Origin of the sequence: Castellaniella daejeonensis (genome assembly GCF_039523555.1) — a bacterium.
In the GTDB taxonomy this organism is placed as follows: domain Bacteria; phylum Pseudomonadota; class Gammaproteobacteria; order Burkholderiales; family Burkholderiaceae_B; genus Castellaniella; species Castellaniella daejeonensis.
On sequence record NZ_BAAAFN010000015.1, the window covers coordinates 549,573 to 563,036 of the forward strand.

14 protein-coding genes are annotated in these 13,464 nt (G+C 66.8%); 2 read left to right on the forward strand and 12 right to left on the reverse strand.

All coding sequences use genetic code 11. The features are described 5' to 3' along the window. From ABD022_RS12245 to ABD022_RS12255, 3 genes are all read right to left on the reverse strand, one after another. Positions 1 to 1,522, reverse strand: a 1,522-nt coding sequence (locus tag ABD022_RS12245; RefSeq protein WP_343821512.1) for a hypothetical protein, incomplete at its 3' end; no start/stop codon positions are given. A gap of 80 nt (positions 1,523 to 1,602) precedes the next feature. Continuing rightward, positions 1,603 to 2,031, reverse strand: a complete 429-nt coding sequence (locus ABD022_RS12250; protein ID WP_343821514.1) for a type III secretion system chaperone — start codon at positions 2,029 to 2,031, stop codon at positions 1,603 to 1,605. 159 nt (positions 2,032 to 2,190) lie between these two features. Further along, positions 2,191 to 3,120, reverse strand: coding sequence for a LysR family transcriptional regulator (locus tag ABD022_RS12255; protein WP_325126397.1), 930 nt, complete (start codon positions 3,118 to 3,120; stop codon positions 2,191 to 2,193). Positions 3,121 to 3,231: 111 nt separating this feature from the next. Between ABD022_RS12255 and ABD022_RS12260 the strand changes: the two genes are divergently transcribed. Both ABD022_RS12260 and ABD022_RS12265 read left to right on the forward strand, forming a co-directional pair. Continuing rightward, entirely contained in the window at positions 3,232 to 3,936 is a 705-nt protein-coding gene (locus ABD022_RS12260; protein ID WP_343821516.1) for a pirin family protein, read from the forward strand. Between the two features lie 127 nt (positions 3,937 to 4,063). Then, on the forward strand, positions 4,064 to 4,459 hold the full coding sequence (locus tag ABD022_RS12265; RefSeq protein WP_325126393.1) for a DoxX family protein: 396 nt from the start codon (positions 4,064 to 4,066) through the stop codon (positions 4,457 to 4,459). 2 nt (positions 4,460 to 4,461) lie between these two features. Here ABD022_RS12265 and ABD022_RS12270 read toward each other — a convergent pair whose 3' ends face one another. The 9 genes from ABD022_RS12270 to ABD022_RS12310 all read right to left on the reverse strand — a co-directional run bounded on the left by ABD022_RS12270 (position 4,462) and on the right by ABD022_RS12310 (position 13,438). Next, complete coding sequence (locus ABD022_RS12270) at positions 4,462 to 5,325, reverse strand: sugar phosphate isomerase/epimerase family protein (protein ID WP_343821518.1); 864 nt, start codon at positions 5,323 to 5,325, stop codon at positions 4,462 to 4,464. 10 nt (positions 5,326 to 5,335) lie between these two features. After that, the gene (locus tag ABD022_RS12275) at positions 5,336 to 6,526 is read right to left on the reverse strand and encodes a dihydrodipicolinate synthase family protein (RefSeq protein WP_343821519.1); all 1,191 of its coding nucleotides are present in this window, start codon (positions 6,524 to 6,526) and stop codon (positions 5,336 to 5,338) included. Positions 6,527 to 6,535: 9 nt separating this feature from the next. Continuing rightward, positions 6,536 to 7,708 carry a Gfo/Idh/MocA family protein gene (locus ABD022_RS12280; protein ID WP_343821521.1) on the reverse strand — a complete coding sequence of 391 codons (1,173 nt, stop codon included), beginning with the start codon at positions 7,706 to 7,708 and terminating at the stop codon, positions 6,536 to 6,538. Positions 7,709 to 7,722: 14 nt separating this feature from the next. Further along, positions 7,723 to 9,150 (reverse strand): enolase C-terminal domain-like protein, encoded by a 1,428-nt coding sequence (locus ABD022_RS12285; protein ID WP_325126385.1) that lies wholly within the window; start codon positions 9,148 to 9,150, stop codon positions 7,723 to 7,725. 26 nt (positions 9,151 to 9,176) lie between these two features. Then, a complete protein-coding gene (locus ABD022_RS12290) occupies positions 9,177 to 9,956 on the reverse strand; it encodes an ABC transporter ATP-binding protein (RefSeq protein ID WP_325126383.1) in 780 nt (259 codons plus the stop codon). A gap of 31 nt (positions 9,957 to 9,987) precedes the next feature. Then, positions 9,988 to 10,998 carry an ABC transporter substrate-binding protein gene (locus ABD022_RS12295; RefSeq protein ID WP_343821524.1) on the reverse strand — a complete coding sequence of 337 codons (1,011 nt, stop codon included), beginning with the start codon at positions 10,996 to 10,998 and terminating at the stop codon, positions 9,988 to 9,990. Between the two features lie 70 nt (positions 10,999 to 11,068). Continuing rightward, positions 11,069 to 11,833, reverse strand: coding sequence for an ABC transporter permease (locus ABD022_RS12300; protein ID WP_325126421.1), 765 nt, complete (start codon positions 11,831 to 11,833; stop codon positions 11,069 to 11,071). Positions 11,834 to 11,983: 150 nt separating this feature from the next. Beyond that, positions 11,984 to 12,646: a TetR/AcrR family transcriptional regulator gene (locus ABD022_RS12305; RefSeq protein ID WP_325126380.1), complete on the reverse strand. Its 663-nt coding sequence runs from the start codon at positions 12,644 to 12,646 to the stop codon at positions 11,984 to 11,986. A 9-nt stretch (positions 12,647 to 12,655) separates the two neighbouring features. Next, the gene (locus ABD022_RS12310) at positions 12,656 to 13,438 is read right to left on the reverse strand and encodes an SDR family oxidoreductase (protein ID WP_325126378.1); all 783 of its coding nucleotides are present in this window, start codon (positions 13,436 to 13,438) and stop codon (positions 12,656 to 12,658) included. Between the last annotated feature and the right edge of the window lie 26 nt (positions 13,439 to 13,464).

Consider the following 13,464-nt stretch of genomic DNA (forward strand, 5'->3'; position numbering starts at 1 on the left):
GCTGTTCGATGACGCGCATCTGGCTGTCGTTCTGCAGCAGCTGGTAGCTGTCGTTGTCCCGCTGGAGCAGTACCTGTTCCTGGGCCACGCGGTTCAGCAGCAGCTCGCGCCGTGCCTGCAGCTTGTCCAGAGGCCATTGGCTGTAGTCTTCTCCAGCGATGCCCAGGCGCTTGTTCGAGTCCTGGTAGCGCTGCATCAGCGTCTCGTCATCCAGCGTGTCCACCGGGCTTTCGCCGGAGCGGTAGGCATCGCGGTAAGCGGTGTACATCAGCCGCAATTGCGCCATCATGGAATGCTCGGGCTCGTCGAGGGCGGCAGACACCAGCGCATCCCTGTCGATGCGTTCGAAACGCAGCTTCAGGACGTTCTCGCCGTTTTCCACGCCGGTCTCGAACACGACGCGGTTGGCGCCGCCGGGCAATTGGCCGGTGGAATCGTGGATCCACATCTGGCCGGCCCGGTCCGTTGCTTCCAGCCACTTGTCGCCCGCACCGACCGGCGTCGTGAACAGGGACGTCCTGGCCTGGGGCGCGGCGAACAGGAAGTGGTAGAGACTCCGGTCCGGGTCGCGCAGCACCAGGCCGCCGGAATCGTCGACCTTGACGCCGAGTGCGTTGTCCTTGCCCACATCGCGGGCCAGCACGTCAAAGTACTGGCACATCGCCCGCACGCTGGGCAGACCGCTGTTGACGACGTAGCGGCTGTCGTCCTTGCCGGTCACGATCAACGTGCCGAAGTCGCTTCCCGAGTGTTTCTGGACGTGGCGCACGATGTTCTCGCCCAGGCGCAGCACGGGCTTCATCGCCTCGCTCTGGCGATCGATCTGCTTGATCCGTTGCTGCAATGCCTTGGGATCGGTCGGCCGTTCCGGGGGCAGCCCCAGCGTGCGCTGGGCCGTCTTGTCCAGGAGCTGCGTGCTCACGACACTGTCCTGCGCGGGGGATTGCAGCAGGGCCAGCCCCCGTGCGTAGGTCTTTTCATAAGCGCGGTCTTCGGCGCGGTCGGCTTTCTGGAGCACGCTCAGGCTCGTCAGACCCAGGGCGTCACCCAGGAATCGGCCGGCGCGGGACAGGCCCTGCACGATCGGCGAGAAGAAAGACGAGAACGCCTGCTTGGCACGCGCCAGGCCTGACAGCGTTTCGCTGCGGGCCGTGCCGTCGCTCACGGTCACGGGCAGCCGGGGCTGCTGCACTTCGGGTTCCAGGCCGGGCTCCTTGCGCTTTGCGACCTGCAGGTCGATCACCTCCAGTTCCAGTTCGAGCCGTTCGATCTTTTCCATGCGGCCTTGGGATACTGTCAGCATCTTCCCGGAAAGTTCGTGCCGCTGTATTTCCTGCAGGGACAGGTTCTTTGCCTCGCTCAGCAGCCTGTTGATCTCGACGAGGCTTTCTTCGATGATCTTGAGCGCTGCCTTGTCCGTCACGTTGCCGGGCAGGTCGCGCAAAGCGCTGAGTGCCAGGTAGCTGCCCCCCAGGACGGAAACCAGTTGGCCCGAGATGCCGCCGCCCGTCAGCGACGACATCCACGCCGATGTGCGAGGCCAGCGCCATCAGGGCGTCTTCGTAGGGTTTCGTGGCTGAAGTCATCTTGGCGGCTTCCTTTTCAATCGAGGGTCGGCAGGGTATCGTCGGCCAGGTGGACCAGCCATGTGCGCCATTGGCGGGCATCGTCGATCAGGTGGCGCAGAATCTTTTCCAGTGCCGGGGGTGTTGCCTCGGCGGCCCGCAGAGACCGGCTCAACACCACGGTGTCGTCGTTGTCGCCGTACAGGCCCAGCGTATTGCCCCGTGTTCCTGCCCACAGATTGTTGGCCTGCAGGAGCAGGCGATGGATGGCGGCAGTGTGCGTGGCCGGCACCGTGCCGGCATCGACGCAGGCAATGATCCAGTCTTCTCCTTCAGCCGTGCGCAGCCGCGTCAGTCCGGTGGCGCAGCCTTCGAGGACGAATTCCTGCAGGCTGGGCACTTCGGCGGTCTCGGCCGCCAGGAAATGTGCCAGCGCTCCGGTAGGGTGTTCGTTCCGATCCATCATTCCTCCAATCCCGATGGGACGTCTCAGCCGGGCCACCTCGGCCCGGCACTTCCTGAGTGACCGAAACGGGCGCCGGGTTCCCAACGGCGGAACGCGGGACGGTGCCACGCCGCCATCCGGGGGCGCGGAGGATGCGAGGGCTGTACCGGGATGGAGGGATCAGTGACCGGTATCGGCCTCGCGGGCCCAGGGCTCGCGGGCGAAGGATGCAGCCAGGTATTCGATGAGGGCCCGGACGCGGGCCGGCCGGTTGCGCCCCGGCGGCGTCACCACATGCAGCGCCAGGGGTTCGGTTTCCCAGGGCTCCATCGCCGTTTCCAGCGTGCCGGACTGCAGCTCGGACCAGACCAGGAATTCCGGCTGCAGCGCCAGCCCGCGCCCCGCCCGCAGCGCCGGCATCAGGGAATCGGCGTTGTTGGTCCGCAGCAGGGCCGGCATGACCTGGGAAAATTCGCCGTGCTCGGGATGGCGGAAGTGCCAGGTCGAACCGCCGCGCGCATAGGCGTATTGCAACGCTGTATGGCCGACCAGGTCGCGCGGGTGGCTCGGCTTGCCATGGCGCTCGAAATAGGCCGGCGCGCCGACCAGCAGGATCCGGACGCGGCACAGGCGGCGGGCCAGCAGGCTCGAGTCGGACAGGCGGGCGATGCGCAATGCCAGGTCGAAGCGCTCGGCCACCAGGTCGACCTGGGCGTCGTCGAAGCGCACGTCCAGCTCGACTTCCGGGTGGGCGGCCATGAAATCGGGCAGCAGGGGCGCCAGGCGCGCGATGCCGAAAGACATGGGGGCGGACACCCGGACCAGGCCGCGCAGGCTCTTGGATTGCTCGGCCACTTCGGCTTCGACGGCTTCGCCTTCTTCCAGGATGCGGGCCGCGCGTTCCAGCGCCGCGCGGCCGCTTTCCGTGAGCGACAGGCGGCGCGAGGTGCGATGGAACAGCACGGTCTTCATGCGGGTTTCCAGGCGCGTGATGGCCTTGGATACGGTGGCTTGCGACAGTTCGCAGGCAGCCGCCGCGCGCGCGAACGAGCCGGTCTCGGCCACCTTGGCGAACAGGGCCCAGGCTTCCAGGTCGGGGAGTTTCTTCATGCGCTGATCATATCAAAAATGGAAACGATGTAATTCTATTGTTGATCTTCTCAGCATGATGGCAAGAATCTACACTGCCTCATCGCTATCCGGAACTCACAGGAGACCGCCATGATCGAACATCGCCCCTTCGCCAGCCTCGGTGCAGCCCACCACGGCTGGCTCGATGCGCGCCATCATTTTTCCTTTGCCGAATACCATGACCCCGCCCGGGTCCACTGGGGTTCCCTGCGCGTCTGGAACGACGACACGATCCTGCCGGGCACGGGCTTTCCGCCGCACCCGCATGCGGATATGGAGATCATCACCTATGTGCGCGAAGGCGCCATCACCCACCAGGACAGCCAGGGCAACAAAGGCCGCACCCAGGCCGGCGACGTGCAGGTGATGAGCGCGGGCAGCGGCATCGTCCATTCGGAATACAACCTGGAACCCGGCATCACGCGGATCTTCCAGATCTGGATCTTCCCCGACAGCAAGGGCGGCGCACCCGGCTGGGGCGCCAGGCCGTTTCCCAAGGGTGACCGTTCCGGGCGCTTCGTGGCGCTGGCCAGCGGCCTGGAAGGCGACGATGAAGCACTGCCGATACGCACCCGGGCGCGTGTGCTGGGCGCCACGGTCAGGGCGGGCGAAACGCTGGAATACCGCTTTTCCGACGCCGGCCGCCTGGGCTACCTGGTCCCTGCCGTGGGCAGGGTGGAAGTCAACGGCACTGTCCTGGATGCCCGTGACGGCGCGGCGATCCGCGACGAGACGGTGCTGCGCATCACCGCCCTGGAGGACGTCGAACTGGTGCTGGTCGACGCGTCGGCCTGACCCCCGGGCGTTGACACCAGTCCGGCTGCAGGGTCCGGTCCGAATCCGGACCCTGTTTCCCCGCCATCTTTCCAATCCCTGTTTTTCAACCGCCTTACAACAACCTTATCGACCTTCGTTCAACATCATGGAAAATCGCAACCTCGCCATCTTCTCTCTCATTGGCCGCATCCTGATCGCCATCCTGTTCCTGGTCGGCGTTTCGGGCAAGATCTCCGCGCCGGCAGGCACCATCGGCTATATCGCATCCAGCGGCATGCCGCTGCCCACCCTGGCGTATGCCATCGCGGTGTTCGTCGAACTGGTGCTGCCGATCCTGCTGGTGCTGGGCTGGCGCACGCGGGAAAGCGCCGCCATCCTGGCGCTGTTCAGCATCGTGGCGGCCCTGTTCTTCCACAACCAGCTCGGCGACATGAACCAGTCGATCCATTTCTTCAAGAACCTGGCGATCGCTGGCGGCCTGCTGCAGCTGGCGGCCTTCGGCGGCGGGGCGCTGAGCCTGGACGCACGCCGGACGCGCTGAACCTACACCACCGAGCGGTGCCGCTGGATGCAGGTATCCAGCACTTCTTCTCCGGGGCGGCTCCACCAGTCCTCGGAGAAGATCTCGACTTCGCACAGGCCGGCATAGCCGGCCGATTCCATTTCGCGGCGGATGGTCTTGAGTTCGATGACCCCGTCGCCCATCATGCCGCGGTCGTTCAGGAGATCGCGCGTCGGCGCCAGCCAGTCGCAGACATGGTAGGCCAGCAGCCGCTTGGCGCCCGCGCGCCTGATCTGGGCGTGCAGTTTGGGATCCCACCACACGTGGTATACGTCCACGGCCACGCCCAGCATGCCTGAGCGTTCCGGGTCGAGCTCGTCGCACAGGTCCAGCGCCTGCTCCAGCGTATTGATGCAGGCGCGCTCCGCGGCCTGCATAGGGTGCAGGGGCTCGATCGCCAGCGGCATCCCGACGGTGCGGGCGTATTCCAGGGTGGCCGCGATGCCGTCGCGCACCTCGCCGCGCGCCCGGGTGATGTCGGTATAGGCCGGCACGCCCTGCAAGGCGCCCGGCAGGGACCCCACCACCAGGACCAGGCACGGCGCGTCCAGGGCGCGCGCTTCGTCCACCGCGCGCCGGTTGTCCTCGAGCGCCGCCGTCAGGCCGGCCGTGTTGGCGGCCGGATAGAAGCCCCCCCGGCAGTAGCCCGATAGGCCTACGCCGGTGGTCCGCAGGAGGCGGGCCACGGTTTCCAGGCCGACGTCTGCCACCTGGTCGCGCCAGGGCGAGATCGCGTGGATGCCGCGCCGGGCGCATTCGTCGATGATCCTGTCCAGCCGCCACTGCTTGCGCACCGTGGCGGTGTTCAGGGACAGCAGCGCGTGGTCGTTGGACAAGTCCCGCATGCCGAGTTCCTCAGGGTTGATGGATGCCGTGCACGGTCAGCCACTGCGCCATGCGTTCGATCGCCAGTTCGGGCCGCTCGAGCACGCCGGCCCGGTCGGCCAGCCGGAACAGTTCGGCCATGTGCAGCACCGAGCGTGCGCTTTCCTGCCCGCCCACCATCGAGAAATGCCCCTGGTGGCCGTTGAGCCAGGCCATGAAGACCACGCCTGTCTTGTAGAAGCGCGTGGGCGCCGCGAAGATGTGGCGCGACAGGGGAACGGTGGGCGCCAGGATCTCGTGGAAGCGCGCCGCATCCCCCGCCGCCAGGGCGGCCAGCGCGGCGCTGGCCGCCGGCGCGATGGCGTCGAAGATGCCCAGCAGCGCGTCGCTGTGTCCGTGCGTGGGCAGGTCGCCCGCGCCGTCGCCCGCGATCAGTTCGGCATAGTTGAAGTCGTCGCCCGTGTACATGCGCACGCCCGCCGGCAGGCGGCGCCGCATCTCGATTTCCCGGTCCTTGTCCAGCAGCGAGATCTTGATCCCGTCGACCTTGTCCGCATGGGCCGCGATGATGTCCAGGGCGGTGTCCATGGCGCGCGGGATATCCTCGTCCCCCCAGTAGCCCCGCAGCTGGGGGTCGAACATGTCGCCCAGCCAGTGCAGGATCACCGGCTCGCGCACCTGTTCCAGGATGCGGCCGTAGACCCGGGCGTAATCCTCCGGGCCTCGTGCCACGCGCACCAGGGCGCGGCTGGCCATCAGGATCAGCCGGCCGCCCAGGGCCTCAATTGCCGCGACCTGTGCCTCGTAGGCCGCGATCACGTCGTCCAGCGTGCGAGCCGCTTCGGGCGCCAGGTGATCCGTCCCGCAGCCCGAGGCGACCCGGGCGCCGGGAAAGTCCCGAGCGGCGTCGAGCGAGCGCCGGATCAGTTCGAGCGAAGTCGTCCAGTCCAGGCCCATGCCGCGCTGTGCGGTGTCCATGGCTTCTGCCACGCCGAGCCCCAGGGACCACAGGTGGCGGCGGTAGCCGATGGTGGCGTCCCAGTCGATGGCGCAATCGAGCCAGGGGTCCGCGGCGGCGAGCGGGTCGGCCACCACATGCGCCGCCGAATAGGCGATGCGGTTGAAGGCCGCGCCGCCGGCTGGCCGGGGCGCCGGTCCGCCGCGCAATGCGTAGGTTTCGAGCCCGCCCGACGGCGTGGGCAACAGGATGCGTCCGTTCATGGTGCCTCCTCAGGTGGCGGGAAACAGGGTCGGCACGTCGATCCAGCGGCGTTCCCGCCAGCTCTGCAGTGCCGTCTCGACCAGTTGCACGCCCTTGGCGCCTTCCTCGAGGGTCCAGCGGAAAGGCTCGTCGGCCACGACGTGGCGGATGAAGTGCTCCCACTGGATCTTGAATCCGTTGTCGTAGACCTCGGTATCGGGCACCGTCTGCCACTGCTCCATGAAGGGCATCTTCTGTTTCTCGTCGGGATTCCAGACCGGCCGCGGCGTGGAAACCCGGGGCTGGACGACGCACTCCGTCAATCCCGCGACGGCCGAGCCGTGTGTGCCGTCCACGTGGAAGGTCACCAGGTCGTCGCGGCGCACGCGCGTGACCCACGAGCTGTTGACCTGTGCGATGACGGGCTCGCCGCCATGACCCTTGAGCTGGAAGGTGGCGTAGGCCGCATCGTCTGCGGTGGCCTCGTACGGCCGGCCCTGTTCGTCCCGGCGCTCGGGGATGTGGGTGGCGCCCAGGCAGGACACGGACTGGACTTCGCCGAAGAGATTGTCCAGCACGTAGCGCCAGTGGCAGACCATGTCGAGGATCATCCCGCCGCCGTCTTCCTTGCGATAGTTCCAGGACGGGCGCTGGATGGGCTGCAGGTCGCCTTCGAACACCCAGTAGCCGAATTCGATGCGCACCGAGAGCATGCGTCCGAAGAAGCCCGAGCGGCGCAGCATGTCGAGCTTGCGCAGGCCCGGCAGGAACAACTTGTCCTGGACCACGCCGTGCTTGATCCCGGCCTCGCGCGCCAGGCGGCAGACCCGGAGCGCCTCGTCCAGGCCGGTGGCGATGGGTTTTTCGCAGTAGATGTGCTTGCCGGCGCCGATCGCCCGGGCCAGGAGATCGGGGCGCATCTGCGTGGTGCCGGCGTCGAAGAACACCGTGTCGTCCGGGTTGAACAGCGCCGCGTCCAGGTCGTCGGTGCAGCGGTCGATCCCGTGCGCCGAGGCAAGGGCGCGGACCTTGTCCAGGTTCCGGCCCACCAGAATCGGATCGGGCATCACCCGGTCGCCATTGGCCAATGCCACGCCGCCCTGGCGGCGGATCGCCACGATCGAGCGGATCAGGTGCTGGTTCATGCCCATGCGTCCCGTGACGCCATGCATGATGATTCCAAGACGTTGCGTCGTGCTCATGGAAGTCCTTTGATTCAATAAACGGAACGCATTGCGTCCCAGGAAACATGGCCGCCAGCCGTGCCGGTCGCGAAACCGGCGCGGTCCAGGCCACCCAGATCGATCAGTCCGCCGTCGATGCGCAGGCGTACGGCGCCGTCGGAATGCTCGTAAAGCGTCGGGAACCCTGCCAGGAACCCCTGTTGTTCGGCTTGCGGCGCGGCGGCCAGGCCGTTCACGTAATGGTGTCCGTTGCGTTCCACGTGGGTCAGGCCCAGCCAGCCCGCCAGCGCCAGGTCCTGCTGGACTCCCAGGCCTGCCTGCATCGTGAGATCCTCGCCCGACAGGAAATAGGCCCGGCGGGTGTCGCGCGACCAGGCCGTGCAACGTGCGGCGTTCAGCACGGATTTGTAGAATCCCTTGCAGCTCTTGCTGGACACTCCGGTGTAGCCGACTGCCCGTGCGCGGGGGAATGCATCCAGTGTCGCGTCCGATTCGTCGATCAGCAGGGGCACGCGCGTGCCCAGGGCCGAAACGTCCGTATCCAGCGCCTGTGCCCGCGCCAGGGGTTGCTCGATGAACGCCAGGCGTTCTGCCAGGGGCGCCAGCGCGGGCTCGCATTCCAGGCGGTCGAGGAATGCGGCCAGGTGCGCCGCATCGCGGTACTGCTCGTTGCCGTCGAGCGTCACCAGGTCCATGGCGTCCTGGATCACCGGGACGATGTCCGCCAGGCGGCGCGCATCTTCCTGCGCATCGCCCGCGAGCTTCAGCTTGAAGTGGCGGTGGCCGTACCGGGCGGCGGCCTGGGTCAGGCTGCACGGAAGGCCGTCTTCCGGCGCGCCGGGCGGTGGCTCCACGAGCGCATCGGCCAGCCCCACCGTGTGCCGCGCCGCGATCCGCCTGCCTGACAGGGATGCGGGATGCGCGGCCAGGAAGGCATCCAGGTCGAAACCCGCCAGGTCGCCGGCCAGGCCGGTTCCCGCCAGGCGCATGCCCGCGGCGTTGGCCGACAGAGCCGCGCAGAAGCTCGTGCCCAGGGCATGGCAGACCGCATCGAACACCGCCCGGTCCACCAGGGCGGGGCCGTAGGACGCCACCAGGGGCGGCAGGCCGCGCCGTGCCGCGGTGCCGTGGATGGCACGGTAGTGGCGGGCGGAATGCCCCCAGGCGGTGTCGGGGCCGGAGTCCGAGCGGTAGGCCTCGCGGGTCAGGGATAGGGCTTCGCGCAATTGCTCGAAATTCCGCTCCTGGGTCAGCGCGGGATCCTTGTCGAACCATTTGGGGATCATCATTTCGGCCGCGCAACCGGTCACCGTCCGGCCGTCTTCCAGTCGGATGCGCACCCTGGCGTAGGCCTGCGGGCAGGCGTTCACGGTGGCATTGCCGAATCTGAAGGGCAGCCGAAGGATGACATCGCGCTCGGCAAAGCCGATGTCCTCGATCACAAAACGGATGGCGTCCATGTCTCGCGTCCCCCGCTTCCGGGGGCCTAGTGGTCCAGTATGCCTTCGGAGTAGAAGTGGGCGCGGATCAGCTTGGCGTACCTGGCGAACTCGGGAGAGCCCATGACGTCCAGCGAACGCATGCGCGGCAGGTCGATGTCGTAGATGGCCGCGATGGATCCGGGCCGCTCGCTCATGACGATGACCCGGTCCGACAGGAAGATCGCCTCGGGGATGCTGTGCGTGATCAGGAGCACTGTCTTGCGGGATTCGGCCCAGATCCGCTGCAGTTCGAGGTTCATTTTCTCGCGCGTCATGGCGTCGAGCGCGCCGAAGGGCTCGTCCATCAGGAGCAGGGCCGGATCGTGCAGCAGGGCCCGGCAGATCGAGGCGCGCTGCTGCATGCCCCCCGACAGTTGCCAGGGATACTTGCGTTCGAAGCCCGTCAGTCCGGTCATCTCGATGAGCTGCAGCGCGCGTTCGCGCGCCGGTCCCATCGGCATGCGGCGCATTTCGGCCTGCAGCAGGATGTTGTCCAGCACGCTGCGCCATGCCAGCAGGACTGCGCTCTGGAAGACGATTCCCACGTCCTTGCGCGGTCCGGCGACGGGTTGACCCGCCAGGCTCAGCCGCCCATCGGTGATGGGCAGCAGGCCGGCCACCATCTTCAGCAGGGTGCTCTTGCCGCAACCCGAGGGGCCGACGACGGAGACGAACTCGCCCTTGCGGATGCTGAAATCCAGCGGCTTGAGCGATTCGACGGCGCCGTCGCGCGTCTGGTAGACCTTGGTGACGCCTGCGGCTTCGATCAGGATGTCGTCAGGCATGGGCGAGTCCGGCACGGCTTGGTTCCTTGGTTCAGTTCTGGGGGAGATAGTCCAGCGTCACGTAGTCGCCGGGCTTGCCGCGCTGTTCGGGCGTGACGCCGCCGTATTCCACGAGCATGTCCAGCGACTTGTTCACGTTGTCCATGGCGACGCGGAACGGTCGCTGGCCTTTCGTTTCAGGCGTGTGATAAAGCTCGATGCTGCGCTTCAGGCCGACCAGCAGGGTTTCGGAAACGCCGGCCTTGGGCTTGGCTTCGAGCATGGCGTCGACGGCGGCCTGGGGGTCTTTTTCGGCCGCTTCGACGGCCCGGGTGGATGCGCGCATGAACCTGCGTGTCAGGTCGGCGTGCTCGGCGAGCCAGTCCTTGTTGACGATGATGCCCGAACTGATCTGGTTGATGCCGGAATCGGCGAAGCGGATCGGGTAGACCGGCTTGCCGGTGGCGTCCTGCAGCTTGATGGCCTGATCCATGACGTAGCCCAGCAGCATGTCGGCGCGGCCCGTCATGACCGCGTTGAGCTTGGTCTGCCCGTCGCCGGAGACAATCTTGACCTGTCGGGGGTCCATGTCGTTGGCCTTGAGGAAGATCGGCCACATCTGCGACATCGAGTCGCCCGGGGTGATCGCCACCGTCTTGCCGATGATCTGCTGCGGGGTGCGGATGCCTTTTTCCTCGAAGCCCATGACCGACATCGGACTGAGCTGGAACAGGACGCCGGTGGAGACCAGCGGCGCGCCCTTGGCCGCGGCCTTGATCATGGTGGTGACGTCGATGTAGCCGAAGTTCACGGACTTGGCGGCGACGGCCTGCGCGGTCACTGCCGAGCCGCGGCCTTCCTGGATATCGAGGTTGATGCCTTCCTCGGCGTAGTACCCGAGCTTCTTGCCCAGGAAGAACGGCGCGTGTTCGCTGTACAGGTACCAGTTCAGCATCAGCGTCACGTCGTCTTTGGGCTTGTCCTGGGCCCGGACCGGCGAGGTGCCGAGCATCGCGGCGGCCAGGGCCAGGCCCAACCCCGCTTTGAGCAAGTTGCGAATCATGCATGTCTCCTTCGGGCACTGCCGGCCCCTTGTCGTCCACACCGCCTTGGCGGCCTGAAAAAAGATTCCCCTAGCGCTGCGAGGCATGCCAGGGAATCATCATGCGCTCGATCAGGTCCACGACCGCGAACAGCAGCACGCCGATGACCGAAAGCAATACCAGGCCCGCAAACATCAACGGCAGGTCGAAATTGCCGTTGGCCACTTGCAGGACATAGCCGATGCCCGAGTTCGAGCCGACGAACTCGCCCACCACCGCGCCGACGACAGCCAGCGTGACCGAGACCTTCAGGCCGCTGAACATCGCCGGCAGCGCCGCCGGCAGGCTGATCTTGAAGAAGGTCTGCAGGCGGCTCGCGCCCATGGACCGCGCCAGATCGAGCATGTCGGACTCGACCGACTTGAAGCCCATGACGGTCGACACCACCACCGGGAAGAAGCCCAGCAGGAATGCGGTGATCACCTTGGGCAGGATGCCGAATCCGAACCACACGACGAATAGCGGCGCGATCGCCACTTTGGGCACGCTCTGCGAGAACACCAGCAGGGGATAGACGTAGGATTCCACGACCCGGGAGTAGGCGATCACCATGGCAATGGGCACGCCGACCGCGATGGACAGCAGGAACCCCCAGATGGTGGCTTCGGTCGTGAACCAGCTTTCGGACAGCAGCATCGGCCACTGCTCGACGAGCTGGCCGATGACCTTGGCGGGGGGCGGGATGAGATATGCGGGGATGCCGAAGATCCGGATGGCGAGATCCCACAGCCCCAGCAGGAACAGCACCAGCAGGAATGGCCTGATGGCCGGGGACAGTATCAGCTTGCGCAGCAACATCCTGGTCTCCCGCGGTGCTGCATGGCGGGATTCCCCCGTGCCGCACCCGTTTGTTTTCTCAATTCACCGATTGGTGAATTATGGGTGCGGCCTGATTTAGGTGTCAATAACGAGTCGGCCTAGGGATATCCCTGGTCCGGGTGGCGCCTACAGGGTGTCCGGCCGGCTGGATGCATATCCGACGACCAGGTCCGTCATGTGGGCCAGCCGCTCTTCGAGCGCATCGGCTGCGCGCAGGTCGCGGCCGAAGATCACCGACAGGGTGTAGTTGTTGGCCAGGTAGAAAAAACCGAGGGATGCGATGGAGATGTAGAGCTGGACGGGGTCGATCCCCGAGCGGAACAGGCCCTGGGCCTGCCCGCGCTCGAGCAGCCGGTCGAGCAGCTGCACCAGCGGCGAATGCATTTCGCGGATCTTGCCCGATTGCTTCAGGTGGCTGGCGCGCGAAAGGTTCTCGCTGGCCAGCAGGGACAGGAATTCCGGATGATCCAGGAAGTAATGCCAGGTGAAGGACACCAGCGTGCGCAGGGCTTCGACCGGCTCGAGCGCATCCAGGTGCAGGCTCTGCTCGGCCTGACGGATGTCGGCATAAGTGTGTTCAAGAACCGAAAGGAACAGCTCGTCCTTGTTGCCGAAGTAGTAGTAGATCAGGCGCTTGTTCACGCCGGCGCGCACCGCGATGCGGTCCACCCGTCCTCCGGCGAATCCGTGCTCGGTGAATTCGTCGCGGGCAGCCCTCAGGATGGCCGCCTGGGACCGATCCGTGTCGCGCGAGATGGGCGCCTGCCGCGTGTTCGGTTTCTGTGTCATGGCCCGATTTTACGGGCGTTCGCCCATCCGCGGTTTGCGCTTGCGCCGCGCGGCGATCCGGTCGTAGAGCGCGTCGGGCACCAGCCGCAGCAGCCGCGCGACCCAGGCCATGGGCCAGGGGATGACTCGATAGGACACGCCGGCGCCGATGGCCCGCACGGCCTGTTCGGCGAAACGGTCCACCGGCATCAGGAAGGGCATGCGGTACGGGTTGTGCGCGGTCATGGGGGTTTCGATGAACCCGGGCGCAAGGGTCACGACGCGCACGCCGGTGCCGTGCAGTTCGACCCGCAGGCTTTCGCAATACGCGCGCACGGCGGCCTTCGAGGCGCTGTAGGCGCCCGCGCCCGGCAGGCCGCGCACCCCCGCCACGCTGCCGATGCCCACCAGCGTGCCCCGGCCCCGTTCGCGCATCGGCGTGATGAAGGGAGCGAAGGTGGCCATCATGGCCAGCACATTGGTGTCGAGGATGGCCTCGAAGACGACATGGTCCTCCGGGGCGTCGGACAGGGTGCCGGCGCTGATTCCCGCGCTGGCGATGACCAGGTCGACCGGGCCGCCGGCCAGGAAGTCACGGGCTGCCTCGTGCAGCGCCGTCCGGTCGCGCACGTCCAGCGCGTAGGTATGGTGCCCCTGGCCCGGCAGGCTGTTGCACAGGGCTCGCAGGGCTTCGCTGCGGCGGCCGACCAGTCCCAGCACGCCGCCCTGGGCCGCGTACCGGCGCGCCAGCGCGGCGCCGATGCCGCTGCTGGCGCCCGTGATGAAGATGCGCAGGCCGACCGGGGAATGCAAGACCGTTTCCCGTGTGTGTGGGGCCG

What these genes read in the sequence shown, in the direction of transcription:
- ABD022_RS12255 (WP_325126397.1), bottom strand. Translation starts at nt 3,120, where the DNA reads ATGAAGAAACTCCCCGACCTGGAAGCCTGGGCCCTGTTCGCCAAGGTG.
- ABD022_RS12295 (WP_343821524.1), bottom strand. Translation starts at nt 10,998, where the DNA reads ATGATTCGCAACTTGCTCAAAGCGGGGTTGGGCCTGGCCCTGGCCGCC.
- ABD022_RS12275 (WP_343821519.1), bottom strand. Translation starts at nt 6,526, where the DNA reads ATGAACGGACGCATCCTGTTGCCCACGCCGTCGGGCGGGCTCGAAACC.
- ABD022_RS12250 (WP_343821514.1), bottom strand. Translation starts at nt 2,031, where the DNA reads ATGATGGATCGGAACGAACACCCTACCGGAGCGCTGGCACATTTCCTG.
- ABD022_RS12285 (WP_325126385.1), bottom strand. Translation starts at nt 9,150, where the DNA reads ATGGACGCCATCCGTTTTGTGATCGAGGACATCGGCTTTGCCGAGCGC.
- ABD022_RS12280 (WP_343821521.1), bottom strand. Translation starts at nt 7,708, where the DNA reads ATGAGCACGACGCAACGTCTTGGAATCATCATGCATGGCGTCACGGGA.
- ABD022_RS12265 (WP_325126393.1), top strand. Translation starts at nt 4,064, where the DNA reads ATGGAAAATCGCAACCTCGCCATCTTCTCTCTCATTGGCCGCATCCTG.
- ABD022_RS12260 (WP_343821516.1), top strand. Translation starts at nt 3,232, where the DNA reads ATGATCGAACATCGCCCCTTCGCCAGCCTCGGTGCAGCCCACCACGGC.
- ABD022_RS12305 (WP_325126380.1), bottom strand. Translation starts at nt 12,646, where the DNA reads ATGACACAGAAACCGAACACGCGGCAGGCGCCCATCTCGCGCGACACG.
- ABD022_RS12290 (WP_325126383.1), bottom strand. Translation starts at nt 9,956, where the DNA reads ATGCCTGACGACATCCTGATCGAAGCCGCAGGCGTCACCAAGGTCTAC.
- ABD022_RS12270 (WP_343821518.1), bottom strand. Translation starts at nt 5,325, where the DNA reads ATGCGGGACTTGTCCAACGACCACGCGCTGCTGTCCCTGAACACCGCC.